The organism is Sphingopyxis sp. H115 (assembly GCF_001468465.1).
GTDB lineage: Bacteria > Pseudomonadota > Alphaproteobacteria > Sphingomonadales > Sphingomonadaceae > Sphingopyxis.
On sequence record NZ_LNSA01000010.1, the window covers coordinates 114,412 to 138,398 of the forward strand.

The 23,987-nt window shown below is 64.3% G+C and carries 25 protein-coding genes, 1 tRNA gene and 1 riboswitch; of the genes, 15 read left to right on the forward strand and 11 right to left on the reverse strand.

Going from position 1 to position 23,987, the window contains the following annotated elements; genetic code table 11:
• Window positions 1–26: 26 nt before the first annotated feature.
• Window positions 27–1,670 (forward strand): chaperonin GroEL, encoded by a 1,644-nt coding sequence (gene groL / locus ATE71_RS09385; protein ID WP_058803236.1) that lies wholly within the window; start codon window positions 27–29, stop codon window positions 1,668–1,670.
• A 130-nt stretch (window positions 1,671–1,800) separates the two neighbouring features.
• Window positions 1,801–2,568 (forward strand): glutaminyl-peptide cyclotransferase, encoded by a 768-nt coding sequence (locus ATE71_RS09390; RefSeq protein ID WP_058803237.1) that lies wholly within the window; start codon window positions 1,801–1,803, stop codon window positions 2,566–2,568.
• Here ATE71_RS09390 and ATE71_RS09395 read toward each other — a convergent pair.
• The 4 genes from ATE71_RS09395 to ATE71_RS09410 form a co-directional block, all read right to left on the reverse strand.
• Window positions 2,565–3,242 (reverse strand): DJ-1/PfpI family protein, encoded by a 678-nt coding sequence (locus ATE71_RS09395; RefSeq protein ID WP_058803238.1) that lies wholly within the window; start codon window positions 3,240–3,242, stop codon window positions 2,565–2,567. The genes ATE71_RS09390 and ATE71_RS09395 overlap by 4 nt on opposite strands.
• Before the next feature lie 21 nt (window positions 3,243–3,263).
• Window positions 3,264–3,355: riboswitch (ZMP/ZTP riboswitch) on the reverse strand.
• 32 nt (window positions 3,356–3,387) lie between these two features.
• On the reverse strand, window positions 3,388–3,588 hold the full coding sequence (locus ATE71_RS09400) for a hypothetical protein (protein WP_235587978.1): 201 nt from the start codon (window positions 3,586–3,588) through the stop codon (window positions 3,388–3,390).
• 72 nt (window positions 3,589–3,660) lie between these two features.
• Window positions 3,661–3,957 carry a hypothetical protein gene (locus ATE71_RS09405; RefSeq protein WP_058803239.1) on the reverse strand — a complete coding sequence of 99 codons (297 nt, stop codon included), beginning with the start codon at window positions 3,955–3,957 and terminating at the stop codon, window positions 3,661–3,663.
• Between the two features lie 184 nt (window positions 3,958–4,141).
• On the reverse strand, window positions 4,142–4,474 hold the full coding sequence (locus ATE71_RS09410) for a hypothetical protein (protein ID WP_058803240.1): 333 nt from the start codon (window positions 4,472–4,474) through the stop codon (window positions 4,142–4,144).
• Window positions 4,475–4,706: 232 nt separating this feature from the next.
• On the opposite strand from ATE71_RS09410, the gene ATE71_RS09415 reads away from it, so the two are divergent.
• From ATE71_RS09415 to ATE71_RS09445, 7 genes are all read left to right on the forward strand, one after another.
• Window positions 4,707–5,693 (forward strand): ArsR/SmtB family transcription factor, encoded by a 987-nt coding sequence (locus ATE71_RS09415; protein WP_058803241.1) that lies wholly within the window; start codon window positions 4,707–4,709, stop codon window positions 5,691–5,693.
• Window positions 5,690–6,628 (forward strand): methylenetetrahydrofolate reductase, encoded by a 939-nt coding sequence (gene metF / locus ATE71_RS09420; protein ID WP_058803242.1) that lies wholly within the window; start codon window positions 5,690–5,692, stop codon window positions 6,626–6,628. The genes ATE71_RS09415 and metF overlap by 4 nt, the downstream gene beginning before the upstream one ends.
• The gene (locus ATE71_RS09425; RefSeq protein WP_414892711.1) at window positions 6,625–7,674 is read left to right on the forward strand and encodes a homocysteine S-methyltransferase family protein; all 1,050 of its coding nucleotides are present in this window, start codon (window positions 6,625–6,627) and stop codon (window positions 7,672–7,674) included. Before metF ends, ATE71_RS09425 begins: the two co-directional genes overlap by 4 nt.
• A 3-nt stretch (window positions 7,675–7,677) precedes the next feature.
• The gene (locus tag ATE71_RS09430) at window positions 7,678–8,214 is read left to right on the forward strand and encodes a GNAT family N-acetyltransferase (RefSeq protein ID WP_058803243.1); all 537 of its coding nucleotides are present in this window, start codon (window positions 7,678–7,680) and stop codon (window positions 8,212–8,214) included.
• Entirely contained in the window at window positions 8,211–10,832 is a 2,622-nt protein-coding gene (metH, locus tag ATE71_RS09435; protein WP_058803244.1) for a methionine synthase, read from the forward strand. Before ATE71_RS09430 ends, metH begins: the two co-directional genes overlap by 4 nt.
• Before the next feature lie 9 nt (window positions 10,833–10,841).
• Window positions 10,842–11,885 (forward strand): glycosyltransferase family 2 protein, encoded by a 1,044-nt coding sequence (locus ATE71_RS09440; RefSeq protein ID WP_058803245.1) that lies wholly within the window; start codon window positions 10,842–10,844, stop codon window positions 11,883–11,885.
• Between the two features lie 94 nt (window positions 11,886–11,979).
• Window positions 11,980–12,939, forward strand: coding sequence for a right-handed parallel beta-helix repeat-containing protein (locus ATE71_RS09445; protein ID WP_058803246.1), 960 nt, complete (start codon window positions 11,980–11,982; stop codon window positions 12,937–12,939).
• Window positions 12,940–12,949: 10 nt separating this feature from the next.
• On the opposite strand, the gene ATE71_RS09450 is transcribed toward ATE71_RS09445, so the two are convergent.
• The 5 genes from ATE71_RS09450 to ATE71_RS09470 form a co-directional block, all read right to left on the reverse strand.
• Entirely contained in the window at window positions 12,950–13,456 is a 507-nt protein-coding gene (locus ATE71_RS09450; RefSeq protein WP_058803247.1) for a YbjN domain-containing protein, read from the reverse strand.
• A gap of 95 nt (window positions 13,457–13,551) precedes the next feature.
• Window positions 13,552–13,887 carry an accessory factor UbiK family protein gene (locus ATE71_RS09455; RefSeq protein WP_058803248.1) on the reverse strand — a complete coding sequence of 112 codons (336 nt, stop codon included), beginning with the start codon at window positions 13,885–13,887 and terminating at the stop codon, window positions 13,552–13,554.
• Window positions 13,888–13,935: 48 nt separating this feature from the next.
• Window positions 13,936–14,487, reverse strand: a complete 552-nt coding sequence (locus ATE71_RS09460; RefSeq protein WP_058803249.1) for a TspO/MBR family protein — start codon at window positions 14,485–14,487, stop codon at window positions 13,936–13,938.
• A gap of 60 nt (window positions 14,488–14,547) precedes the next feature.
• Window positions 14,548–15,288, reverse strand: coding sequence for a TlyA family RNA methyltransferase (locus ATE71_RS09465; RefSeq protein WP_058803250.1), 741 nt, complete (start codon window positions 15,286–15,288; stop codon window positions 14,548–14,550).
• Window positions 15,288–17,345 carry a protein-disulfide reductase DsbD family protein gene (locus tag ATE71_RS09470; protein ID WP_058803251.1) on the reverse strand — a complete coding sequence of 686 codons (2,058 nt, stop codon included), beginning with the start codon at window positions 17,343–17,345 and terminating at the stop codon, window positions 15,288–15,290. The genes ATE71_RS09465 and ATE71_RS09470 overlap by 1 nt, the downstream gene beginning before the upstream one ends.
• Before the next feature lie 86 nt (window positions 17,346–17,431).
• Between ATE71_RS09470 and ATE71_RS09475 the strand changes: the two genes are divergently transcribed.
• Window positions 17,432–19,117 (forward strand): alkaline phosphatase family protein, encoded by a 1,686-nt coding sequence (locus ATE71_RS09475; protein WP_082665160.1) that lies wholly within the window; start codon window positions 17,432–17,434, stop codon window positions 19,115–19,117.
• Between the two features lie 21 nt (window positions 19,118–19,138).
• The gene (proC, locus tag ATE71_RS09480) at window positions 19,139–19,969 is read left to right on the forward strand and encodes a pyrroline-5-carboxylate reductase (RefSeq protein WP_058803252.1); all 831 of its coding nucleotides are present in this window, start codon (window positions 19,139–19,141) and stop codon (window positions 19,967–19,969) included.
• Window position 19,970: 1 nt separating this feature from the next.
• On the opposite strand, the gene ATE71_RS09485 is transcribed toward proC, so the two are convergent.
• Window positions 19,971–20,483, reverse strand: a complete 513-nt coding sequence (locus ATE71_RS09485; protein ID WP_058803253.1) for a MarR family winged helix-turn-helix transcriptional regulator — start codon at window positions 20,481–20,483, stop codon at window positions 19,971–19,973.
• Between the two features lie 78 nt (window positions 20,484–20,561).
• Between ATE71_RS09485 and ATE71_RS09490 the strand changes: the two genes are divergently transcribed.
• Both ATE71_RS09490 and ATE71_RS09495 read left to right on the forward strand, forming a co-directional pair.
• A complete protein-coding gene (locus ATE71_RS09490; protein WP_058803254.1) occupies window positions 20,562–21,647 on the forward strand; it encodes a branched-chain amino acid aminotransferase in 1,086 nt (361 codons plus the stop codon).
• Window positions 21,648–21,705: 58 nt separating this feature from the next.
• Window positions 21,706–21,780 (forward strand) — tRNA-Gln (locus ATE71_RS09495).
• A gap of 725 nt (window positions 21,781–22,505) precedes the next feature.
• On the opposite strand, the gene ATE71_RS09500 is transcribed toward ATE71_RS09495, so the two are convergent.
• A complete protein-coding gene (locus ATE71_RS09500) occupies window positions 22,506–23,105 on the reverse strand; it encodes a hypothetical protein (RefSeq protein ID WP_058803255.1) in 600 nt (199 codons plus the stop codon).
• Window positions 23,106–23,451: 346 nt separating this feature from the next.
• Here ATE71_RS09500 and ATE71_RS09505 point away from each other — a divergent pair, with 346 nt between their 5' ends.
• Window positions 23,452–23,634, forward strand: a complete 183-nt coding sequence (locus ATE71_RS09505) for a hypothetical protein (protein ID WP_058803256.1) — start codon at window positions 23,452–23,454, stop codon at window positions 23,632–23,634.
• 115 nt (window positions 23,635–23,749) lie between these two features.
• The gene (locus ATE71_RS22475; protein ID WP_160328027.1) at window positions 23,750–23,893 is read left to right on the forward strand and encodes a hypothetical protein; all 144 of its coding nucleotides are present in this window, start codon (window positions 23,750–23,752) and stop codon (window positions 23,891–23,893) included.
• Window positions 23,894–23,987 lie beyond the last annotated feature (94 nt).

A 23,987-nucleotide genomic window follows, 5' to 3' on the forward strand; every position in this document is an offset into this window, starting at 1 on the left:
TCTGCCATTTTTGAAGGAGCATCCACATGGCTGCCAAGGACGTTAAATTTTCGCGCGACGCGCGCGAGCGCATCCTGAAGGGCGTCGATATCCTCGCCGACGCCGTCAAGGTCACGCTGGGCCCGAAGGGCCGCAACGTCGTGATCGACAAGAGCTTCGGCGCGCCCCGCATCACCAAGGACGGCGTCAGCGTCGCCAAGGAAATCGAACTCAAGGACAAGTTCGAAAACATGGGCGCACAGATGCTGCGCGAAGTCGCTTCGAAGGCGAACGACAAGGCCGGTGACGGCACCACCACCGCGACTGTTCTTGCCCAGGCGATCGTGCGCGAAGGCATGAAGTCGGTTGCTGCCGGCATGAACCCGATGGATCTGAAGCGCGGCATTGACCTCGCGGTCCACAAGGTCGTCGAAGATCTGAAGGGCCGTTCGACCCCGGTCGCCGGCAACTCGGAAATCGCGCAGGTGGGCATCATCTCGGCCAATGGCGACACCGAAGTTGGCGAGAAGATTGCCGAAGCGATGGACAAGGTCGGCAAGGAAGGCGTGATCACCGTCGAGGAAGCCAAGGGCCTCGAGTTTGAACTCGACGTCGTCGAAGGCATGCAGTTCGACCGCGGCTACCTGAGTCCCTATTTCATCACCAACCCCGAAAAGATGATCGTCGAACTCGCCGATCCGTACATCCTGATCTTCGAAAAGAAGCTGTCGAACCTCCAGTCGATGCTTCCGATCCTCGAAGCCGTGGTGCAGTCGGGCCGTCCGCTGCTGATCATCGCCGAGGACATCGAAGGCGAAGCGCTCGCGACCCTCGTCGTGAACCGTCTGCGCGGCGGCCTGAAGGTCGCGGCCGTCAAGGCGCCGGGCTTCGGCGATCGCCGCAAGGCGATGCTGCAGGACATCGCGATCCTGACCGCCGGCGAAATGATCAGCGAAGACCTGGGCATCAAGCTTGAGTCGGTCACGCTGAACATGCTGGGCCAGGCGAAGCGCGTCACGATCGACAAGGACAACACCACCATTGTCGACGGTGCTGGCGACCATGATGCGATCAAGGGCCGCGTCGAACAGATCCGCGCGCAGATCGAAACCACGACCAGCGACTATGACCGTGAAAAGCTGCAGGAACGTCTGGCGAAGCTCGCCGGCGGTGTTGCGGTGATCAAGGTCGGCGGCGCGACCGAAGTCGAGGTGAAGGAACGCAAGGACCGCGTCGACGACGCGCTGCACGCGACCCGCGCCGCGGTCGAGGAAGGCATCGTCCCCGGTGGCGGTACCGCGCTCCTCTATGCGACCAAGGCTCTCGACGGCCTGAAGGGCGCCAACGACGACCAGACCCGCGGTATCGACATCGTCCGCAAGGCGATCGAAGCGCCGCTGCGCCAGATCGCGGCCAACGCTGGCCACGACGGTGCAGTTGTCGCCGGCAACCTGCTGCGTGAAAACAACCAGGATCAGGGCTTTAACGCTGCGACCGACGTGTATGAAAACCTGAAGGCCGCCGGCGTTATCGACCCGACCAAGGTCGTGCGCACCGCGCTTCAGGATGCCGCGTCGGTTTCGGGCCTGCTGATCACCACCGAAGCGGCCGTCAGCGAGCTGCCGGAAGACAAGCCGGCGATGCCGATGGGCGGCGGCGGCATGGGCGGCATGGGCGGCATGGACTTCTAAGTCCAATCCGTTCGGCACTCAGCCAACAAGAAACGGGGCCGGGGGAGCGATCCTCCGGCCCTTTTTCTTTGGACGAAACAGGGGAGCGAGACATTGCCAGTTCAGGCAACACGGCATAGCTAGGGCGGCGATGATGCTTGTCTTCGCTCTCGCCATGCTCGCCGAACCGCCGGTCGCAGCAACGCCCGTGCCGTTGCCGGTCGAGCGCTGCGGCTACCGCATCGTTCAGACTTATCCGCACGACAGTTCTTCCTTCACCCAAGGCCTCTTCTGGCACGACGGGCATCTCTATGAATCGACCGGCCATTATGGCCGCTCGCGCGTCGCGCGGCTCGACCTCGACACCGGGGAGGCGATCGCCCAGACGGACCTGCCCCCCGACCAGTTCGGCGAGGGGATCGCTCGCTGGGGTGATCAGATCGTCGGCGTGACATGGAAGGGTGGCGTCGGCAATCGCTGGTCGATCAAGGATCTGACACCCCTCGGCACATTCACCTACGAAGGTGAGGGGTGGGGCGTGACGATGATCGACGGCAGTCTGGTGCTCAGCGACGGCACGCCCGCGCTCCGCTTCTTCGATCCCGCGACGATGGCGGAGCGGCGACGCGTTACCGTGCGTTTCGCGGGGCAGCCGGTCGCGATGCTCAACGAACTTGAAACGATCGACGGGCAGGTCTGGGCCAATGTCTGGATGACCGACTTCATCGTCCGCATCGATCCCGCCTCGGGCAACATCGTCTCGCTCGTCGACCTCTCGACGCTCAAAGCCGATGCAGGGGTCAGCGGCACCGACAGCGTGCTCAACGGTATCGCATGGGATGCCAAGGGAAAGCGCCTGTTCGTGACGGGCAAGAACTGGCCGAAGCTCTATGAGATCGCGCTCGCCGGTTGCGTTTAGGGTTTGAGCGCGGCTTCCATTCGCGCTGCGGCGGCGTCATAGACGCGCGTCTTCAGCCCTTCGGTCACCGCCGCCGGAGCGCGGTCGGGATGGCCGCCAGCGAAAGGTGGGGCGGGGTCATATTCGATCGCGAGTTGGATCGCCTGCGCGACCGCGTCGCCCTTGATCCGGGCGATCAGCGTCAGTGCGAAGTCGAGCCCGGAGGTTACTCCGCCGCTGGTCACGACGGGGCCGTCCTCGACGATCCGGGCGGGCTGGAATTCGGCTCCGACCAGCGGCAGCAGATGGGTATAGGCCCAATGCGTCGTCGCGCGCCGGCCCGCGAGCAGCCCGGCGCGGCCGAGCAGGAAGGCACCGGTGCAGACGCTCGTCACCCACCCAGCCCCCGCGGCCTGGCGCGCGATGAAATCGATCGTCGCGGCATCACCGAGCGCTTCGGTCACGCCATGGCCGCCCGGGATGCACAGGATGTCCGCTTGCGGCGCGGTCCTGAAATCATGTGTCGGAACGATGGAGAAGCCGCTGTCGGTACTGATCGGAGCGAGGCTGGCCGCAGCGCCCGCCAAGGCGGCGCCGGGCATCCTGCAGAGCGCCTGCGCCGGCGCGGTGAAATCGAGCTGGGTAATGCCCGGAAAGAGCAGGAAGACGATGTTGGTGGCGGGCGCGTCGCGCATGGATGATCCCTCGCATTCTTGGTGGATCACCCAGGCGCGCGGCTTGCATCGATCGGCGATCGGTCCCGCTTCCCGGTGGGGCTCCACCTTCAGCGCCAGTTGCGGGACCTCGCCAACCTATTCGCATCGGCGCTGCAAGGAAAGGCTATTTCGCGGTGTCTTTTGTTGTGCTCGGGTCGTCGGCGGCGGCCGCGCCGGCGCGGTTTTCCAGCATTTCGGCGGCATCGTCGAGCGCCTTCGCCTCGCTGACCGTCACGCCGCCCGGGCCGGGTTCATTGTCGGTGCGGCTGCATCCTCCTGCCAGCAGGGCCAGGACCGCGACCGCGCACCACATTTTCTGCATCATTCGCTCCCATGAAAAAGGGCTCCATCCTCGCCGGATGGAGCCCCCCTATCAGCCCGAAGGCGTGCTGACGACTTATTGCTTGTCGTTGGCTTCGGCCTTCGCCGTTTCTTCGGCGATCTTGTCGCCGGCTTCCGCGGCGGCGTCACCGGCGGCGTTCACCGTGCCTTCGACGGCGTTGCCGGCGTCTTGGGCAGCATCGGCGGTCGCGTCGGCTGCGCCAGCGGCGGCATCGGCGGCGGCATCGCCAGCGGCGGCGGCGTCATCGGCGGCCGAAGCGGCGGTGTCGGCAGCAGCGTCCTGCGTCTTTTCCGAGCAGGCGGTGAGGCTGAAGGCCGCAGCGGCCATCGAGGCGAGAATGATCTTGCGCATGGGTAAGTCCTTTCGAATTTAATGGCCGGCGACCAGCCATTGGTGTCGAGAATTAACGACGTAACAGGGGCTTGGCAACCGCGCCGCAAAATCGGCGCGCCAAAAGGGAAAAGGGAGCCACCGGTGAACCGGTGACTCCCCTTTTCTTTTCAGCGATTCTCCGGTCACAAAACCGGAAAGACGCTTACTTCTTGGCTTCTTCCAGCGCGCCCTTGGCAGCGTCGGCAGCTTCCTTGGCAGCGCCGGCTGCTTCGGTGGCCTTGTCGGCAGCCATGGCGGCGTCGCCAGCGGCAGCGGCATCGCCGGCGGCATCAGCAGCGCCAGCGGCTTCGCCGGCCGCAGCGGCCGAAGCGTCGGCCGCGCCAGCGGCTGCTTCCATCGCGCCGTCGGCAGCGCCCTCGACGGTCGCAGCCGTGTCTTCGGTGGTCGCTGCGGCGTCGTCGGCAGCCTTCTCGCCGCAGGCGGCGAGGCCCAGCGAAGCGGCAAGGACGAGCGACAGAGTGATCGATTTCTTCATATTGGGAATACCCCTCTCGGTTTGAACTGATGGACCGGCGCAGGAACGGATCGATCCCGGATTTTGCCAATCGCTCGCAGAATTACCCCCTCGGCAAATGGGGTGCAACGCCCTTTTTTCCGACAGGGCGGGGCTTTTGTTCCAATTCCTGCCGCGCCGGTTCGCGCGCCGCAGAAAATTGTGCCCCATCGCTCGGTTGACCAGATATAAAGAAAGCTTTATATGTCATCTCGTGAGCGAGCTGATCGACATTTTCCGAGCCTTGGCGGACCCGACGCGATTGCGAGTCGTGGCGCTTTTGCGCGAAATGGAGTTGGCGATCGGCGAACTGGCGGTGGTGCTCGATCAAAGCCAGCCGCGCGTATCGCGCCATGTTCGCATTTTGGTCGAGGCCGGAATTGTCGAGCGCCGGCGCGAAGGTAGCTGGGTCTTCTTGCGGATCGCGGCGGGCGGGCCGGTCGCCGAAATTATCAGGCAGGCCGAAAAATGGCCTTTTTCAGCGCGGGAAGCCCGTGTCATTGCGTATGACGCGCGGCGGCTGGCCGCGGTCCGCAGCGAGCGCGCTGCCGCCGCAGAACGATATTTTGCCGACCATGCCGTCGAATGGGACGCGATCCGGTCGCGTCATATCGCCGAGAGCGAGGTCGAAGCCGCGATGCTGGCGATGATGCACAATCGCCGGTTGGGGCATTTGCTCGACATTGGTACCGGCACGGGCCGGATGGCGGAAATTTTCGCGCCGACCGCCCGGCGGATCACGGCGCTTGATCGGAGCCCTGAAATGCTCCGTATCGCGCGCACCAAGCTCGAAGGGCAGCCGGTGCCCATCGATCTCCTGCAGGGCGATTTCCTGAGCCTGCCAGTCGGCGACGCCAGCATTGACAGCATCGTGATCCACCAAGCGCTCCATTTCGCGCACGAACCGGACCGGGTGATCGCCGAAGCGGGCCGGGTGCTTCGCGGCGGCGGTCACTTGTTGATCGTTGATTTCGCGCCGCACGAGGATGAGGCGTTGCGCAGCCTTGCGGCGCATGCGCGTCTCGGTTTCTCGGATGCGCAGATCCGCGGCTGGTTCGCCTCGGCGGGGCTGCTGCTCGAAACGACACAGACGCTCGAAGGCGGCGAGCTGGCCGTGAAACTATGGCTGGGCCGCCGTCGCAGCGACGAAGATCACCCCCCCGTCAGCGAAGGCGGAAAAAATAAAAGGCTTGCGGCATGACGTCGAACTTGAACTCGCTGGCGGAGGCGCGCCGCGCCGCGGCATCGCCCCTATTCGCCAACCTGGAAGGCGATATCGGCGTCAGCTTCGAATTTTTCCCGCCGAAGACCGAAAAGATGGAAGCGCAGCTGTGGGACACGTTCCGCACGCTCGAACCGTTGGCGCCGAGCTTCGTGTCGGTCACCTATGGCGCAGGCGGGTCGACGCGCGAGCGCACCCATGCGACCGTCGCACGCATCGCCGCCGAAAGCGCGGTGCCGCCGGCGGCGCACCTGACCTGCGTCGAGGCCTCGCGCGCCGAGATCGACGAGGTCGCGCGCGCCTATTGGGAGGCGGGTGTGCGGCATATCGTGGCGCTGCGCGGCGATGTTCCCGGTGGCGAGCCCTATCGGCCGCATCCGGAGGGCTATGCTAATGCGATCGAACTGGTGGCGGGGCTGAAGGCGATCGCGCCGTTCGACATCTCGGTTGCAGCCTATCCCGAAACCCATCCCGACGCCGATTGCCCGCAGGCGGACCTCGACAATCTGAAGCGCAAGCTCGACGCCGGCGCGACGCGTGCGATCACGCAATTTTTCTTCTCGCCCGACAGCTTCCTGCGCTTTCGCGACGCGGCGGCAGCGGCGGGGATCGACGCGCCGATCATTCCCGGTATCCTTCCCGTGTCGAACGTGTCGCAGACGCGGCGCATGGCCGACATGTGCGGCACCGCGATCCCGGCCTGGATGGTGTCGCTGTTCGACGGGCTCGACGATCATCCCGGCGCGCGCCAGCTGGTCGCCGCGACCGTTGCCGCCGAAATGTGCCGCCGTCTTTACGCGGGCGGCGTTCGCGACTTTCATTTCTACACCCTCAACCGCGCCGAGCTCAGCTATGCGATCTGTCATCTGCTGGGTCTGCGGCCGGTTTCGACGGCAAAGGACCAAGCAGCATGATCAGCGCACGCGAAGCCCTCACCGCGGCGGCAAGGGAGCGCATCCTGCTCACCGACGGAGGGTGGGGAACCCAGATCCAGCTCCGCAAGCTGGGCGAAGCCGACTATGCGGGCTCGCTCGGCCTGACGCACGATCAGAAGGGCAACAACGACATCCTTGCGCTGACGCGTCCCGACGTCGTGACCGCGATCGGCGAAGCCTATCTGGCCGCCGGGTCCGACATCGTATCGACCAACACCTTCAGCGCGAACCGGATCAGCCAGGCCGACTATGGCGCCGAGGCGCTCGTTGCCGACATCAACATCGAAAGCGCGCGGTTGGGCCGCGAAACTGCGGTGAAATATGAAGCGCTCGACGGGCGCCGCCGTTTCGTTGCGGGCGCGGTGGGGCCGACGAACAAGACGCTGTCGCTGTCGCCCGACGTCAACAATCCGGGATATCGCGAGATCGATTTCGACGAGCTGAAGGATGTGTATCTGGAGCAGGTCGTGGCGCTGGCCGAGGGCGGCGCGGATTTCATCCTGATCGAGACCATTTTCGATACTTTGAATGCCAAGGCAGGGATCGCCGCGACGCTGGAGGCCGAGGCGAAGGTCGGGCGCGAACTTCCGCTGATGATCTCGATGACGCTCACCGACCTTTCGGGCCGCAACCTGTCGGGACACACGGTCGAGGCCTTCTGGTATGCGGTGCGCCACGCGAAACCGCTGACGATCGGGCTCAACTGCTCATTCGGCGCGTCGCAGCTTCGCCCGCATGTGAAGGTTTTGTCCGAACTCGCCGACGCGCTTGTGATGGTCTATCCGAATGCCGGCCTGCCGAACGAGCTGGGCGAATATGACGAGATGCCCGACACCACGGCGGGTCTCGTCGCAGAATGGGCCGAACATGGGCAGGTAAATATATTGGGCGGCTGCTGCGGATCGACCCCCGCGCATATCGCCGCAATGGCAAGGGCGGTGGCCGGCATGGCGCCCCGCCGCCTGCCCGACGTTCCCGTTCGAACCCGGCTGGCGGGCCTCGAACCTTTTACAATGGCGGCCTGACATATGGAAAATACGGTGCAATGGCGCGTCCGACCGGCGACGCGCGACGATGCGGCTGCGCTCGCGCTGATCGGCGCGGCGACCTTTCTGGAAACCTTCGCGGGTATATTGGACGGCGATGCGATCGTCGGCCATTGCGAGCGCGCGCACAGCCGCGCCGCTTATGAAGCCTATATCGACGCGGGTGCGCAAGCATGGCTGGCGGAGATCGAGCCGGGACAGGCGCCGGTGGGCTTCGCGCTGTCGGCCGCGCCCGACCTTCCCGGCGCGCGCGCGGGCGATTGGGAACTGAAGCGCATCTATTCGCTCTCGCGTTTCCACGGCAGCGGGCTGGGCGCGGCGCTGATGCGCGCGGCGGTCAATGCCGCCGCCGCCCACGATCGCCTGCTGCTCGGCGTATACGCCCGCAATGCGCGCGCCATCGCCTTTTATCGCAAACAGGGTTTTGACCAGATTGCCGAACGTCGGTTCGACGTCGGCGGCAAGCTGTACGACGATGTCGTGTTGGCCCGTCCCCTGAAACAGCCGATCAGCGCATGACCGGCACCACCGCCTCCTCTACTTTTGTCAATATTGGCGAGCGCACGAACGTCACCGGTTCGGCAGCGTTCAAGCGCCTGATTCTCGCCGACGATTATACCGCGGCGGTCGAGGTCGCGCGCCAGCAGGTCGAAAATGGCGCGCAGGTCATCGACGTCAATATGGACGAGGGTCTGCTCGACGCCGAATATGCGATGACGACCTTTTTGAAGCTGATCGCCGCCGAGCCCGACATCGCGCGCATTCCGGTGATGATCGACAGCTCGAAGTGGGATGTGATCGAGGCGGGACTGAAATGCGTTCCCGGCAAGCCGATCGTCAATTCGATCAGCATGAAGGAAGGCGAGGCGCAATTCCTCGATCATGCGAAGAAGTGCATGGCCTATGGTGCCGCGGTCGTCGTGATGGCGTTCGACGAGGTCGGTCAGGCCGACACGAAAGACCGCAAGATCGAGATTTGCGAGCGCGCTTACAAGCTGCTCATGACCATCGGCTTTCCACCCGAGGACATCATCTTCGACCCCAATATCTTCGCGGTCGCGACGGGGCTGGAGGAGCATGACAATTATGCGGTCGACTTCATCGAGGCGGTAAAGGTCATCCGTGTCCGCTGCCCGCACGTCCATTTTTCGGGCGGTCTGTCGAACCTGTCGTTCGGTTTCCGCGGCAACGAGACGGTGCGCCGTGCGATGCACAGCGTGTTCCTCTATCACGCGATCCCCGCCGGGCTCGACATGGCGATCGTCAACGCCGGCCAGCTCGACGTGTATGACACGATCGACCCCGAACTGCGCACCGCGTGCGAGGATGTGATCCTCAATCGCAAGGTCGAAGGGGAGGACCTCAGCCCGACCGAACGGCTGATCGCGCTCGCCGAACGCTACAAGGGCACCACCGCCGCGCAGGAAAAGGCCGCCGAGGAATGGCGCGGCTGGGAAGTCGCCAAACGCCTCGAACATGCGCTGGTCAAGGGCATCGACGCCTATATCGTCGACGATACCGAAGAGATGCGGCAGCTGATGCCACGCCCGATCGAGGTGATCGAAGGGCCGCTGATGGACGGCATGAATGTCGTCGGCGACCTGTTCGGGTCGGGCAAGATGTTCCTGCCGCAGGTGGTCAAATCCGCGCGCGTGATGAAAAAGGCGGTCGCGCACCTGCTGCCCTTTATCGAGGCCGCGAAGGAGCCGGGCGCGAAGGGCAAGGGCAAGGTCGTGATGGCGACCGTCAAGGGCGACGTCCACGACATCGGCAAGAATATCGTCGGCGTCGTGCTCCAGTGCAATGGCTTCGAGATCGTCGACCTCGGCGTGATGGTGCCGTGGAGCAAGATCCTGGAAGCTGCGAACGAAAATGACGCCGACATGATCGGCCTCAGCGGCCTCATCACCCCCTCGCTCGACGAGATGGTGACCGTCGCCGAGGAAATGCAGCGTGCGGGCATGACGATGCCGCTGCTGATCGGCGGCGCGACGACGTCGAAGGTTCACACCGCGCTGCGCATCGACCCCGCCTATACCGGGCCGGTGCTCCACGTCCTCGATGCCAGCCGCGCGGTCGGGGTCGCGACCGCGCTGGTCAGCGACACCGGGCGCGACGCTTATGTGCAGGGGTATAAGGACGATTACGCCCATGTCCGCGACGTGCGCGCGGGCAAGGGGCAGAGCGTCCTCCACACGCTGGAGGAGGCGCGCGCCAATTATTACGACGCCTATCTCAGCGACAAGCCCGCGCCGCCGCTTGAGCCCGGCCTCCACCGCTTCGACGACTGGTCGCTCGAAGATCTGCGCGAATGTATCGACTGGACGCCCTTTTTCCGCGCGTGGGAATTGCACGGCACCTATCCGTCGATACTGACCGACGAGGTCGTCGGCGAGACCGCGGTGGCGCTCAAGGCCGATGCCGACGCGATGCTCGACCGGATCATCGGCGAAAAATGGCTGACCGCGCGCGGCGTCTGCGCCTTCTGGCCATGCGCGCGGCACGGCGATGACGTCGTCATCCACCTCGCCGAGGAAGAACGTCATGTGACGCTGCCGTTCCTGCGCCAGCAGATCAAGAAAAGCCGCGACCGCGCCAATATGTGCCTTGCCGATTTCATCGACCCCGCGGGCGACTGGATCGGCGGTTTTGCGGTCGGCATCCATGGCATCGATTCGCATTCGGAACGCTTCCGCGCCGACAAGGACGATTATTCGGACATCTTGCTCAAGGCGCTGGCCGACCGTTTTGCCGAAGCCTTTGCCGAGCGGCTGCACCAGCATGTCCGCACCACCCTGTGGGGTTATGCGCCCGGCGAACAGCTGACCAACGAGGCGCTGATCAAGGAAGAATATCGCGGGATCCGCCCGGCGCCCGGCTATCCCGCCTGTCCCGACCATAGCTTGAAGCCGATCCTGTTCGAGCTGCTCCAGGCGGGCGACAACGCTGGGCTGGTGCTCACCGAAAGCTTTGCGATGTTGCCGACCGCCGCGGTCAGCGGTTTCTATTTCGGGCATCCCGAAAGCCAGTATTTCGGTGTCGCGCGCATCGGCAGCGACCAGCTCGAAGATTATGCCCGCCGCCGCGGCGTCGATCTGGAGACCGCGACCCGCTGGCTGCGCCCGAACCTCGACTAACTTTTTTGCATGAGCGCCGACGCAGAAAAATTCGCCGGAACGGGGCCAGCGCCCTGGCTGAGCATCCTTGTGCCCGTATACAATGTTGCGCCTTTCGTCGGCGAATGCCTGCATTCGATATGCGCGCAACTCGGCGGTCGGCGCGACGTCGAGATCATCCTGTTCGACGACGGGTCGACCGATGGATCGGCCGAGATTTGCGAGGCGTTCATCGCCGAGGGCCATGCCGAGGTCCGGCTGTTGCGCCATGCCCAAAATGACGGGCCGAGCGCCGCCCGCAACGCGATGCTGGACGTCGCCCGCGGCGACTATATCTGGTTCATCGATGCCGACGACAAGATCCTGCCCGGGTCTATCGCAGCGCTGGAGGCGATTGTCCGGCCCCTCCGGCCCGACATCATCCTGTGCGACTATGTCCGCGAGGGTCGTACACGCTACCGGACATTCGGCGGCCCGGCGCGGTGCGTGGGCAATTGTACGGAGACGCTGATCGCGGGCGTATTTGCGAAACGCCGGTTGCATGCTTGGTCGCGGGTGTGGAAACGCGATCTGTTCGGACCGTCGATCCGGTTTCCCGTCGGCGCCTGTTTCGAAGATGCGGCCACCATACCTTGGTTGCTGCTGAAGGCTGAAAGCCATTATTATGTCCCGGAGCCATGGGTGTACTATCGTTCGCGGCCGGGCAGCATCATGGCGCGGCTTGCCAAGACCCGCAGCTTCGACGTCCGTCGCAACGACGATATGGCGATGGCCTTGGCCGGCTTTTCGAGCGCGCTTGCCGACGCCGTGCCCGACGCCGGACCCAAAACCTTGGCTGCCATAGCCGGTTTTCAGTCGCGCGAGTTCGTCAAGATCGCGAAGCGCCTGGTGCGCGGGCGCAAAACGTCGTGGGCCCAATTGCGAATAGGTGTCGGGCGATACAGGGCGGCCATGGAAGCGCATTCGCCGCTGCCCTTTTCGACCATCGCACGGCAATATCTGGTGCGCGGAAAGATTGGACGCGCCGCCGCACTCGGTCTCGCGTTGGCGCTTGCGGGGCCGGGCCAGCCCTAACTTTTCGGTGCCGTCCTGTCCGATAACGGGACGGCGTGCCGGTTAACCGCCTTCGCAAACGACTGGGGCCACAAATGCCGCTATATGGCGGCGCATGGTACAGACTTTTTTCCGTCGGCCGATGCTGCCGCTGCTCGTCCTTCCGCTGTTGCTCGCGCCGGTTCCGGTGCCGGCCCAATCGGGCGGCGCACCCTATGTCGTGGCCGAATCGGGGCGAAGCTTTGGGCGGCTTCAGGACGCCGTCGATGCGATCGGCGAAGGCGAGGGCACGATCCGCATCGCGCCTGGCTACCACCGCGATTGCGCGGTGCAGACGTCGGGACGCATCGCCTTCGTCGCGACCGAGCCCGGTCGGGCAATCTTCGAAGGCGTGACGTGCGAGGGCAAGGCGGCGCTGGTGCTGCGCGGCGCGGGCGCCAAGGTTGACGGCATCGTCTTCCAGAATATGCGCGTGCCCGACGGCAACGGCGCCGGCATCCGCCTCGAAAGGAGCGATCTCGCCGTCGTCAACAGCCTGTTCCGCAGCAGCGAGGAAGGCATATTGACTGCCGACGACCCCGAAGCGACGCTGACCATCGATCGGTCGACCTTTTCTCGTCTCGGGCGCTGCGATCGCGGCCTGAGCTGTGCGCACAGCGTGTATACCGGCATATACGGCCGCCTCGTCGTGACGCGCACGCGGTTCGAAAAGGGCAGCGGCGGCCATTATCTCAAAACGCGTGCTATCAGCGTTGATATCGACGACAACAGCTTCGACGACACGCAAGGAAAGGCGACTAATTACATGATCGACCTGTCTTCGGGCTCGGTCGGGCGCATTGCGAACAATCTGCTGGTGCAGGGGCGCGACAAGGAAAATTATTCGGCCTTCATCGCCGTCGCCGCCGAAGAGCGGAAAAACCCGTCGCGCGGCCTCGTCATCGAGGGCAATCGGGCGAGCCTGCCCGCAGGTATCGATCGCCGATCGGTGTTCGTCGCCGACTGGAGCGGCGAGGCGCTGGCGATCGGCGCGAACGAACTGGGTGCGGGTCTGACGAAGTTCGAGAAGCGGTAACCGGGTTCGTCTACGCCTCGCCGCGTGTCTCGATGAGCGAGGCCGCGAGCGCTTCGGCGGGGGATTTGCCGCCCCACAGTACGAACTGGAATACCGGGTAAAAGCGTTCGCACTCGTCGATCGCGCTTTCGACGAGTGTCTCGGTAAGTTCGAGCGGCAGCGACGCGTCGGCGCCGACCAGCATGCCGTGACGGAACAGGATCGTCCCGCTGTTCGACCAGAGTTCGAAGTGGCCGAGCCACAATTGTTCGTTGATGAGCGCGAGCGCTTCGTGCGCAACCGCGCGCTTGTCCTCGACGACCCGGATGTCGGGAAAGGCGAGGAGCTGGATCACGCCGTCCTCAGCGCGCCACACCGCGCGTAATTCATAAGTCGTCCAGCTGCCCTGCGCCGTCGCGACGATCTCGTCCTCGCCGACCATTTCATGCGACCAGTCATGCGCGGCGAAATAGGACGCCAGCATTTCCATCGGCGCAGCTTCCTGACCGTCTTCGTCGTCGTAAATATCGTCACTCATGGCCGCGCCTTAGCCCGGATGACCCGCCGACGCGAGTCCGCGTCCCGTGCCATCCGGGGAATATCTGTGCATAAGGCGTCCGAGGAGCGCCCGTTTCAGGCCTTGGGTTTACGCGGCGCAGCTTTGGTTGCGGCTTGCGCGGCCGGTTTGGCGGCGGGCTTTGTTGCAGCTTTCGGTGCCGCTGCGGGCTTCGCCGCACCTTCGAGCTTGTCGAGCCGTGCCTTCAGCGCTTCGGTCTCGGCGCGGGCGGTGGCGGCCATCTGCTTCACCGCCTCGAATTCTTCGCGACTGACGAAATCCATGCGTCCCACAAATTCCTTCGCGCGGTCGCGCATCGCGGCTTCGGCCTCGCGGCCGGCGCCGGCGACGGTTCCGGCAATGCCGTTCACCATCTTGGCAAGGTCGTCGAAAAAGCGGTTTTCGCTCTGCATCTTTGATATTCCTTCGTCGGGGATAGACCCCAATTGTCCCTTGCGCCCTTACCCTATCTGGGTGCTGGCGGCGGCGGGGACAAGGGTTTCGGCATCGGGATTGCGCTGATCGATCTGGAAATTGAGGATCGCGGCAAAGCTCAGCCAGGCCATATAGGGGACCAGCAGCCACGCCGCTGCCTTACGGATCGGCGCAAAGGCAAAGGCGGTCGCGATCGTCACCATCAGAATGAAAATGATGAGATAGAGAGCGGTCGTAACCTGATGCTGGCCGAAGAAGAGCGGTGACCAGGCGAAATTGGCGATCAACTGGACGAAGAAGAGCAGCAGCGCAAAACCGCGGCCCTTGGCCCCGCGCGCGTGCAGGATCATCGCGAGCGAGAGGCCCAGCATGATGTAGAGGACCGGCCAGACGGTGCCGAATACCCAGCCCGGCGGCGTGATCGGCGGCAGGTCGAGCGCGGCGAACCAGCGATTGCCGTATCCGCTGTTCGACAAGAGGCCCATCAGACTGCCGACCAGCACGATTGCGGGCACGGTGACGAGCGCCCAACGTAGATAGGACATCCGAAGCTGGCCCGGCGTTGCGATTTCGGTCATGTCCGCATTATCCCCCACACGCGAATCCGTTGCATGGTGTCGCGATTGTGCGGCGCAGCGTCAAGCCGCTCGCTTGCGTCCGGCGATCAGAAATTCGACATTTCCCTCGGGCCCGGTAATCGGGCTTTCGACCATATCGATCACGTCCCACCCTTCGGCGGTCAGCCAATCGTGCACTTCGGCGCAGACGCGCGCGTGCACGGCGGCGTCGCGCACCACGCCCTTTTTGCCTACCTCATGTCGTTCGGCCTCGAATTGCGGCTTGATCAGCGCGACGATCCGCGCGCCCTCTTTCGCAAAACCCATCGGCACCGGCAGTACTTTCGACAACGCGATAAAGCTCGCGTCGCACACGATCAGGTCGACGGGTCCGGGGATGTGGCCGGCGGTCAGGACACGCGCGCTTGTCTGCTCATGGACGATCACGCGCTCGTCCTGCCGCAGCTTCCACGCGAGCTGGTTGGTTCCCGAATCGACGGCATAGACGCGCGCGGCCCCGCGGCTCAGCAGCACGTCGGTGAACCCGCCGGTCGACGATCCGACATCGATCGCGATCGCGTCGGTCACATCCCAGCCGAGGTGGGTCAGCGCATGATCGAGCTTGATCCCGCCGCGCGACACCCACGGGTGGTCGCGGCCCTTGACGCTGATCTCGGCATCTGCCGCGATCTGCTGTCCCGCCTTGTCGATCTTGCGGTCGCCGACGAAAGCAAGTCCGGCAAGGATCAGCGCCTGCGCGCGCGTCCGGCTTTCGGCGAGGCCCCGGTCAACGAGAAGCTGGTCGGCGCGCTGCTTGGGCATCAGCGTTGCGCCTTGTCGGTAAGCAGGCCGGGGGTCAGGATCTGCGGCAGGGTTTCTGGCCTGGCGGCGCCCGGCGCATACCAGAGATAGAGCGGCACGCTGTTGCGGCCATGCTCGGCGAGCGTACGCGTGATCACAGGATCGCCGTTCGTCCAGTCGCCGACCAGCGTGACCACGCTCACCTTGTCAAAAGCCTTTTGCACCGTCTCGCGCTCGATCGCCCCGGCTTCGTTCGCCTTGCACGACAGACACCAGTCGGCGGTGAAATAGACAAAGACAGGCTTACCGGTAGCGCGGGCCTTGGCGAGTGCATCGGGCGAGAAGGTCGATCCCGAGCCATCGGCGGTGCGTTCCGCTTCGGCAACTTCGGCAACAGCACCCGCGAGGCTCACGGCGAGCAGCAGGCCCGACGCGATCAACAGCCACGAGCGCCGGTCGCCGCGCTGGATCGCGCCATAATGAGTGAGCAGGACGAGAGCCATCGCGACCGCGAGGATCGGCCACAGGAGTTGCTCGCCGCTACCGAGTTGACGCCACAACAGCCACGCCAGCGCGAGCGTGGTAAGCGCCATCGGCAGCGCCATCCATTTGCGGAAGCGGTCCATCCACGGGCCCGGCTTGGGCAGGCGGCGCCGCAAGGCGGGGACGAACCCAATCGCGAGGAACGGCAAGGCAAGCCCCAGTCCGAGCCCTCCGAAGACCGGCAGCGCCGCCCACGCGGGCAGCACCAGCGTCGCGCCGAGCGCCGCGCCAAGCAGCGGCCCGCTGCACGGCGTCGCGACGAAGGCCGCGAGCGCGCCGGTCCAGAAGCCGCCCGCCGCGCCGCCCTTTTCGGTAAGCGCCTGTCCGCCGCCGAACGACGGCAATTCATAATATCCTAGCAAGTTGAGCGTGATCGCGAGCGAGAGGATCAGCAGCGCGAGCACGCTCACCGGATGCTGGAGCTGGAACGCCCAGCCGACCTGCTCGCCCGCCGCGCGGAGCGCCAGCAGCGCGCCGCCGAGGAACAGCGCGGTCGCGATCGCGCCGGCGGCGTAGGCAAGCGCCTCGAGCTTGGCGGTCCTCGCATCGCCGCCCGACCGCGCGAGGCTAAGCGCCTTGAGGCTCAATATCGGGAAGACGCATGGCATCAGGTTAAGGATCAGGCCGCCGACGATCGCGCCGCCGAGCGCGGTCCAGAACAGGCCGATGTCGATACCCGCGGTCTGCCCCGCGATCGCTTCGCCTCTGGCGGGCACCGAGCCGGGGTCGAGCGTCAACGACAGCCCGCGCCCGCCACCGAGTTTCAGCAGCGCCGAAACCGATCCCGTCTTTTCCCCCTTTAAGCGCGTTTCGACAATGATGTAGTCGCCGTTGCGGCTGAATTTTTGCGGGGCGGCATAATCGACCAGGTCCTGCGTTTCGACGAACAGGTGCGGCGCGTCGATGGCCGTGCTCGCGGGGAGAGGGATCGCGAAGCGCACCATGTCGCCCCGCCGCTCCCACGTGCCGTGGCGGTCGAGCGGCTGAGGGAGCAGCGCGCGCCAGCCGTCGAAGCGCGTGCGCTCGGCAGGCGCGACCTTGCCGTCGCCTGCCTTCAACGCGACCGAGATTACCGCCTTTTCGGGGACACACACCTTGTCGGTGCAGGCGAGCCAGTTCGCGACCCCCGACACGGTCAGGTCGGATCCGGGCGCGACCGACGCATCGACCGATACATCGGCGAGCAGCGCATAGGGGTGCTCATAGACGTGATTCATCATGCCGAAGAGGACCAGCGCGTCGGGCACCGGATAGCGAAACGGCGCAATCGTGACGCCTTCGGGCGCGTTCCAGTCGATCGACAGGCCGAAGCCCGCGTCGCCGCCGTTCGCCCAATAGCCGTGCCACGTCTTTTCGGGCGTCATGGTGAGCGCGAGCGTCGTGCTGCCCCCGGGTGCTGGGGTCGCCGACTCGGCGACCAGCTTGGGCTGGATATGCGTCGACTGCGCGTGCACGGGGTTGAACGCGGCAAGCGCCAGCAGGACCAGCACCGCGCGGATTACCCGTGTCACAAAAGCCTCACTCGCAAAATTCATGGCTATGCTCGCGCCCGTTCGTCTCTCGAAGGCTTGCCATATAGGCGGCTTTCGACGAGAGGACAGCCCGCGCTGACACCCTTGAGTTGGAGAAGCCGTCCGTGAAGCTGAAATATCTGTCCGCCACTCTCGCCACCGCGCTTTGCCTTGTCGCCGCCGGAACCGGCCTTGCGCAGAATTCGGCTCCGCCGGTGCAGAAGGTTACGGCCGCGACGCCCGCTCCCAAGCTTGTCGTGATGATCGCTGTGGACCAGTTTTCGGCCGACCTGTTCGCCGAATATCGCGGCCATTTCACCGGCGGCCTTGCGCGGCTGGCGTCGGGCGTTGTCTTTCCGTCCGGTTATCAGGCGCATGGCGCGACCGAGACATGTCCCGGCCATTCGACGATCCTGACCGGCAATCATCCGGCGCATACGGGCATCGTCGCCAATAACTATTTCGACCTTTCGGTCACGCGCGACGACAAGCGCGTTTATTGCGCCGAGGACGAGAGTGTAGCGGGCACAACGTCGAAAAGCGGTGCCTATGCGCCCTCGGTAAAGCATCTGCTCGTTCCGACGCTCGGCGACCTGATGAAGGTGCGCGACCCGGAAGCGCAGGTGGTCTCGGTGTCCGGCAAGGATCGCTCGGCGATCATGATGGGCGGGCGCCAGGCCGACGAACTGATGTGGCTCGCGCCCACTGGCCTCGCCAGCTATCGCGGCACGACGCTGTCGCCGACCGCGCAGCAGGCGAGCGCCGCGGTCGCGGCGGCGATCAACCAGCCGCGCCCCGGGCTGACTCTGCCGGCCGATTGCGCGGCACGCGATATCGCGATCCCGGTCGGCGACAAGGGCGCGACGGTCGGCACCGGCCGGATGGCACGCGATGCCGGAGACTTCCGCCGCTTCATGGCGTCGCCCGAGGCCGATGGCGCGGTCCTCGCAACCGCCGCGGCGCTGCGCCAGGCCCGCAAGATGGGCGAAGGCAGTAGCACCGACCTTCTGATCGTCGGACTGTCGGCGACCGACTATGTCGGCCACAGTACAGGCACCGAAGGCAGTGAAATGTGCCTCCAGATGGCGGGGCTCGACCGCGAACTCGGCGATTTCTTCGCGCGGCTCGACGCGACGGGGATTGACTATGTCGTCGCGCTGACCGCAGATCATGGCGGCCACGACCTGCCCGAACGCAATCGGCAGAATGCCTGGCCCGACGCACAGCGCGTCGACAAGGCGCTCGATCCCGAAGCGATGGGCAAGGCGGTCGCCGAAAAGCTGGGCCTGCCGCAACCGCTGCTTTATGGCGATGGCGGCGATTATTATCTGGCGAAGACGCTCACGGCGGCGCAGCGCAAGGCGGCGCTTGCCGAACTGCTCCCGCGCCTGCGTGCGCATCCGCAGGTCGAAGCGGTGGCGACGCGCGAGGAGTTGGACGCGCACCCGATTTCGAAGCGCGCGCCCGATAGCTGGACATTGTTGGACAAGCTGCGGGCGTCCTACAATCCGCAGCGTTCTGGCGATTTCATCATAGCGCTGAAACCGCGGGTCACCCCGATCCCCGAAGCGGGCGTCGGCTATGTCGCGACCCACGGGTCGGTATGGGACTATGACCGCCGCGTGCCGATTCTCTTCTGGCGCAAGGGGCTCGCCGGTTTCGAACAGCCCAATGCGGTGATGACGGTCGATATCATGCCGACGCTGGCGTCGGTCATCGGACTGCCGGTGGATGCAAGTAAAATCGATGGCCGCTGTCTCGACCTGTTATCGGGTCCCGAGACCAGCTGCCGGTAAAGGACAAGAAAAGAAGGATATATGAGCAAAGCGTTGCGGAATTTCTCGGGCCGTCTCTTGCTGGTCGGTTGCGGCAACATGGCGGGGGCCATGCTCGATCGCTGGCTCGCCGCTGGGCTCGATCCCGCGCAGGTCGCGATCGTCGATCCTTTTGCGGCGCCGCGGGCCGGCATCGTTCAGCATGCCGGGCTCGACGAATGGCAGGCGGCGGGCGGTTCCGCCGACTGGATCATGCTTGGGATGAAGCCGCAGCAGCTCGGTGACGTCGCCGAGATATTGGCCCCGCTGGCGACAGGGCAGGTCCATCTGCTTTCGATCCTCGCCGGTGTGTCGCTGGCCGATCTCGCGGGACGCTTTCCCGCCGCGGGCGCACAGGTCCGCATCCTGCCAAATCTCGCTGCGCGCGTCGGCGCCGGGGTGTCGGCGGTCGCGACGCTTGGCGCCGCAGACGATGCGGCGATCGACGCGCTGCTGGGCACGTTGGGCAAGACGGTGCGGCTTGCCGATGATTCGACGATGGATCTGGTCACCGCCTTCACCGGCAGCGGCCCGGCTTTCGTTTTCCGGCTGATCGAATCCTACGCGGCGGCGGGCGAGCGGCTTGGTCTGTCGGCCGAAGATTCGCTCGCGCTAGCGACCGCAACGTTCGGGGGGGCAACAGCGCTGCTCGCCGATAGCGGAGAAAAGCCCGGCGTGCTGATCGCGCAGGTCGCGAGCAAGGGTGGGACGACGCAGGCGGGGCTTGACGTGCTCGATAGCGACGGCCAGCTTGCCGCGCTGCTCACCAATGTGCTGCGCGCGGCGCGCGATCGCGGGCGCGAACTGGCAGACATCGCACGCGGCGAGGGCTGATTTAGCCCGGTTCATTCCCGAGGGCCGCGATCCGGCGTCGTTCGCGCAGCGGGACGAGGGCTTCGCTCACCTGCCAGAACCCGGTCACCGCCTGCTGTCCGGCGTGCGTGTAGGCGCGGCTCATCGTATCGCGCAGCGCCGCGAAAATCTCGCGTTCGGCGGTGCGGCCGGCGTCGGTCAGGCGCAGTTCCTTCGCGCGCCGGTCGCGATTGCCCGGCCGCGTCGTCAGATAGTCCCGCGCTTCCAGCTCCTTCACGACGCGGCCGAGCGACTGTTTGGTGATGCCGAGCAGCGCCAGCAAATCCGAAATCGTCAGCCCCGGTTGCCGTGCGATGAAATAGAGCGCGCGATAATGCGCGCGTCCCAACGTCCGTTCGGCGAGCCGGGTATCGATCGCGCGCCACAGCGATGCGTGAGCGAAAAACAGAAATTCGATCCCGCGCCGAACCTCCTCTTCGCGCAAGAAAAGGGCAGAGGCTGCGGGTACTTGTGAAAGAAAATTTTCATCCGGCATAGTCGCTACCGTTGCGCGCCGTCCCGCTCTTTGGCAAGAGGCGCGCTCCCGAAACCTGCAAAGCAAAGGTGTTTTCGCATGTCCGCTCCCGCCTTCACCCATCTTCCGCACCCCAGTCCGGTGGCGGACGACGTACGGGCGGCGGCGATTGCGGATCCGGTTTTCGGGCGGGTCTTTACCGACCATATGGTGTCGATCCGCTACACCGAGGGGCAGGGTTGGCACGATGCGCAGGTGATGCCGCGTGGTCCGCTGACGCTCGATCCCGCGACCGCGGTGCTTCATTATGCGCAGGAAATCTTCGAGGGGCTGAAGGCTTATCGCCTCGACGACGGTTCGATGGCGCTGTTCCGCGTCGAAGCCAATGCCGCGCGCTTCAACGCCAGCGCGCGCCGCATGGCGATGGCCGAACTGCCCGAGGACATGTTCATCGCGGCGGTGAAGGAAGCGGTGGCAGCGGACGCCAAATGGTTCCCGCCCGTTGACGGCGGCGCGCTGTATCTCCGCCCCTTCATGTTCGCCAGCGAGGTGTTCCTGGGTGTGAAACCGGCCTCCGAATATCAGTTCCTCGTCATCACCTCGCCGGTCGGAAATTATTTCAAGTCGGGCGCGCCCGCGATCTCGCTCTGGGTGTCGGAGGATTATACGCGCGCCGCGCCCGGCGGTACCGGCGCCGCCAAATGCGGCGGCAATTATGCCTCCAGCCTCGTCGCGCAGCGCGAGGCGATCGCCAAGGGGCACGACCAGGTCGTCTTCCTCGACGCCGCCGAGCATCGCTGGATCGAGGAACTGGGCGGCATGAACATGTTCTTCGTGTTCGACGACGGCAGCATCGTCACGCCGCCACTGACGGGCACAATCCTTCCCGGCATCACGCGCGACGCGATCATCACGCTGGCCAAGGACGCGGGCCTGACCGTACGCGAGCAACCCTATGCGATCGACCAGTGGCAGACCGACGCGGAAAGCGGCAAGCTGACCGAAAGCTTCGCCTGCGGCACGGCGGCGGTGGTCACTCCGGTCGGCAAGGTGACGCGCGGCGAAACCAGCTTCACGGTTGGTGCGGGCGGCCCGGGCCAGGTCACCGAAATGCTCAAAGGCAAGCTGGTCGACATCCAGCGCGGCCGCGCGGCCGATCCGCACGGTTGGGTCACGCGGCTCTGATCCGACCCGCCTTGCATTAGGTCGCAACGCGCTATAGAGCGCGCGTCGCACCGGCCGTTGGGGCGTAGCCAAGCGGTAAGGCAGCGGTTTTTGGTACCGCCATGCGCAGGTTCGAATCCTGCCGCCCCAGCCAGCCGGTGCGGAATTACAACTATCTGAAAATTAAAACGAATTTCTGCGTATGAAATACGGAGGCCACACCCCGTGGCACCTAGCCGTGGCCCCCTGCAGGTCTACGATGAATCTACGCAGACGAGATTGCAAGTTATGATTTGAGCGGGCCGCTTGAACGCGGCTATCGCCGATCGGTATCTGTCGCGGCCGCGCGTTAAGTGGACCGACATCGGCTAAGGCGCCTTAGCAGTCAGGCAGAACCGTGCAGTCTCAAACGCCAATGTGCGGATAATGTCGCGCCGACCGCGCGCTCTACCGTGGTGACCCCTACGGGAGGGGGTGGAGTTTCTAATATTCTTTATATAGCAATGGTTTAATATGTAGGTCAACGAGGTGAAACTCGGGCAGATGGACCACCTAAATGGACCATGTCTTAGCCGTCATAGAAAATGTGAGCCGACCGCTTTGCGCCTGATGTCGGTCGTTCCGATCTGGATTTGATCCTGCTTGAAAGCAGCCATTCCGTAGCGAGATCACCGCGGCTTCTTCGCGCCTGAACTTGGGACATTCAGCTAACTTAGACCGCACGCTATGGCGCAGCCGAGCGGAAAGCGACAGGGCGATGCACGGCGCGTGCCCGGTGACGGTCATAGATCCGCCGGGACGGTTTTGAAATTTCCGCTGGGGAAGCATTGCGGTCTTGGCCCGTTCGTTCGTTTGGGCTCCGCGCCGCCTCGCTGACCGTCAGGCGAGCGGTTGCGGGACGGCGTCGGCCCAACCCAAGCCGACGTGCAGGTTGGAGACGAGGTCCATCGCGCTGTCCGCGAGCGCGATCATCTGGACCCGGTGATATTCGAGGTCGATGAGGCGGAACGTCTTTTCCAGCAGCGCCGCATCGTTGCCGGTTTCCTCCGCCTTCGCCCTGTCGAATTTTCGGAAGTAGAATCCGGCATCGTCGGTCGGCGTATGGTGGAACTCGCAATAGCCATGCGCGAGCAGGTTGCGCACTTCCTGGTTCGCCGCGAAGCCGTCCAGCAGCGGCTCGAGCGCCGCCGCGAACGGCGACAGCGGTCCCTCGATCGCCAACATCGCGCGCACCTTCGCGATGCGCTTGGAGGCACTGTGGCTGACCGTCTGCGTGTGCTCCGCATATTCGGGGAAGGCACGGCAGCGGACTATCAGGTCGCCGAGAAGGAATTCCACCTGCGCGAAGCTGTTGGCGATCCAGCCACGATGTTCGGTTCCGGCGGTGATGATTGCCTGAATTTCCTCGATGCCGAGCGCCATCTTCGCAATCCTCTCTTGCACGTGAATCGCGATGATCGCCGCCGGATCATCGCGCAAAATTGCCTCGATTTTCTATTCTCGGGTATTCTTGCTGCTTTGGCGCAATTTTTTACCACCATTTTGCTGTTTTTTTCGTAGCGTCTTCGTGCCTTTTTTCATGCACCAGAATGTTCGCGCGATGTTTCGATAATCGAATGATTATTCGTCCTATTTATCGCTTCGTTTTATCTTTGTTCACGCTGCGGACAGTCGCTTCACCCTATTCATCGGTCGTGGCAACGGCACGTTAGGTCGCTGCGACGGTTGTATTTTGATATTGAACTCACATCTCTTTAAACCTACCAACTTACCGCATCTCGAATGACCGGCTTTTCGGCCGGCATTTTTGATTCAGGGGAAGGCAATGGACAACGGCATCACATCGTTCGACGATATGCAGTGCTTTGGCCGCGTCGAAATCAAAACACGCGCTGAATTCGAAGAATTCACCTTGAAGCCGTCGCCGGAAGCGGTGCGGGCGATCGAGGAGCTGGAATCCCTGTCGATCGTTTCCGAACAGCGTCTGGGTACGTTTACGGTCGGCTGATTCCGCCTGGGGGGGCAATAACCGAATGAAGTCCCCGGCAAGGCTGGGAGTGCTGGAATCCGACGCGGATTGGTCGTCACTCGCAAAGACTCTCGATATTTCCGATGAAAGCGGCTTGCTCCAGAGTCTGCTTGCGACCTTTCGCACGGTCGGCGCCAAGGCCTATGTCTATGAGCCCGGCTATATCGATCGCGATTTCTCGGCCGCCTTTTCGGCCTTCTACTCGACCCTTTTCCGGCCCTATCTCAAATATTGTTAGCGATGCGACCACCCCACGTTGACGTGCGGAGGTTTTTAAGAGTTGCCGTAGCGGGATTCGTTATTCAGCTCTTTGAGCGCCGGGATGACGAGCG

Bases quoted from the DNA above. Each gene is read 5' to 3' on its own strand.
- ATE71_RS09460 (WP_058803249.1), bottom strand. From the start codon at position 14,487: ATGACCGAAATCGCAACGCCGGGCCAGCTTCGGATGTCCTATCTACGT.
- ATE71_RS09390 (WP_058803237.1), top strand. From the start codon at position 1,801: ATGATGCTTGTCTTCGCTCTCGCCATGCTCGCCGAACCGCCGGTCGCA.
- ATE71_RS09450 (WP_058803247.1), bottom strand. From the start codon at position 13,456: ATGAGTGACGATATTTACGACGACGAAGACGGTCAGGAAGCTGCGCCG.
- ATE71_RS09405 (WP_058803239.1), bottom strand. From the start codon at position 3,957: ATGCGCAAGATCATTCTCGCCTCGATGGCCGCTGCGGCCTTCAGCCTC.
- ATE71_RS09465 (WP_058803250.1), bottom strand. From the start codon at position 15,288: ATGCCCAAGCAGCGCGCCGACCAGCTTCTCGTTGACCGGGGCCTCGCC.
- ATE71_RS09440 (WP_058803245.1), top strand. From the start codon at position 10,842: ATGAGCGCCGACGCAGAAAAATTCGCCGGAACGGGGCCAGCGCCCTGG.
- ATE71_RS09445 (WP_058803246.1), top strand. From the start codon at position 11,980: ATGGTACAGACTTTTTTCCGTCGGCCGATGCTGCCGCTGCTCGTCCTT.
- ATE71_RS09425 (WP_414892711.1), top strand. From the start codon at position 6,625: ATGATCAGCGCACGCGAAGCCCTCACCGCGGCGGCAAGGGAGCGCATC.
- ATE71_RS09505 (WP_058803256.1), top strand. From the start codon at position 23,452: ATGGACAACGGCATCACATCGTTCGACGATATGCAGTGCTTTGGCCGC.
- ATE71_RS09455 (WP_058803248.1), bottom strand. From the start codon at position 13,887: ATGCAGAGCGAAAACCGCTTTTTCGACGACCTTGCCAAGATGGTGAAC.
- groL (WP_058803236.1), top strand. From the start codon at position 27: ATGGCTGCCAAGGACGTTAAATTTTCGCGCGACGCGCGCGAGCGCATC.
- ATE71_RS09470 (WP_058803251.1), bottom strand. From the start codon at position 17,345: ATGAATTTTGCGAGTGAGGCTTTTGTGACACGGGTAATCCGCGCGGTG.
- ATE71_RS09490 (WP_058803254.1), top strand. From the start codon at position 20,562: ATGTCCGCTCCCGCCTTCACCCATCTTCCGCACCCCAGTCCGGTGGCG.
- metF (WP_058803242.1), top strand. From the start codon at position 5,690: ATGACGTCGAACTTGAACTCGCTGGCGGAGGCGCGCCGCGCCGCGGCA.
- ATE71_RS09485 (WP_058803253.1), bottom strand. From the start codon at position 20,483: ATGCCGGATGAAAATTTTCTTTCACAAGTACCCGCAGCCTCTGCCCTT.
- ATE71_RS09430 (WP_058803243.1), top strand. From the start codon at position 7,678: ATGGAAAATACGGTGCAATGGCGCGTCCGACCGGCGACGCGCGACGAT.
- proC (WP_058803252.1), top strand. From the start codon at position 19,139: ATGAGCAAAGCGTTGCGGAATTTCTCGGGCCGTCTCTTGCTGGTCGGT.
- ATE71_RS09410 (WP_058803240.1), bottom strand. From the start codon at position 4,474: ATGAAGAAATCGATCACTCTGTCGCTCGTCCTTGCCGCTTCGCTGGGC.
- metH (WP_058803244.1), top strand. From the start codon at position 8,211: ATGACCGGCACCACCGCCTCCTCTACTTTTGTCAATATTGGCGAGCGC.
- ATE71_RS09400 (WP_235587978.1), bottom strand. From the start codon at position 3,588: ATGATGCAGAAAATGTGGTGCGCGGTCGCGGTCCTGGCCCTGCTGGCA.
- ATE71_RS09395 (WP_058803238.1), bottom strand. From the start codon at position 3,242: ATGCGCGACGCGCCCGCCACCAACATCGTCTTCCTGCTCTTTCCGGGC.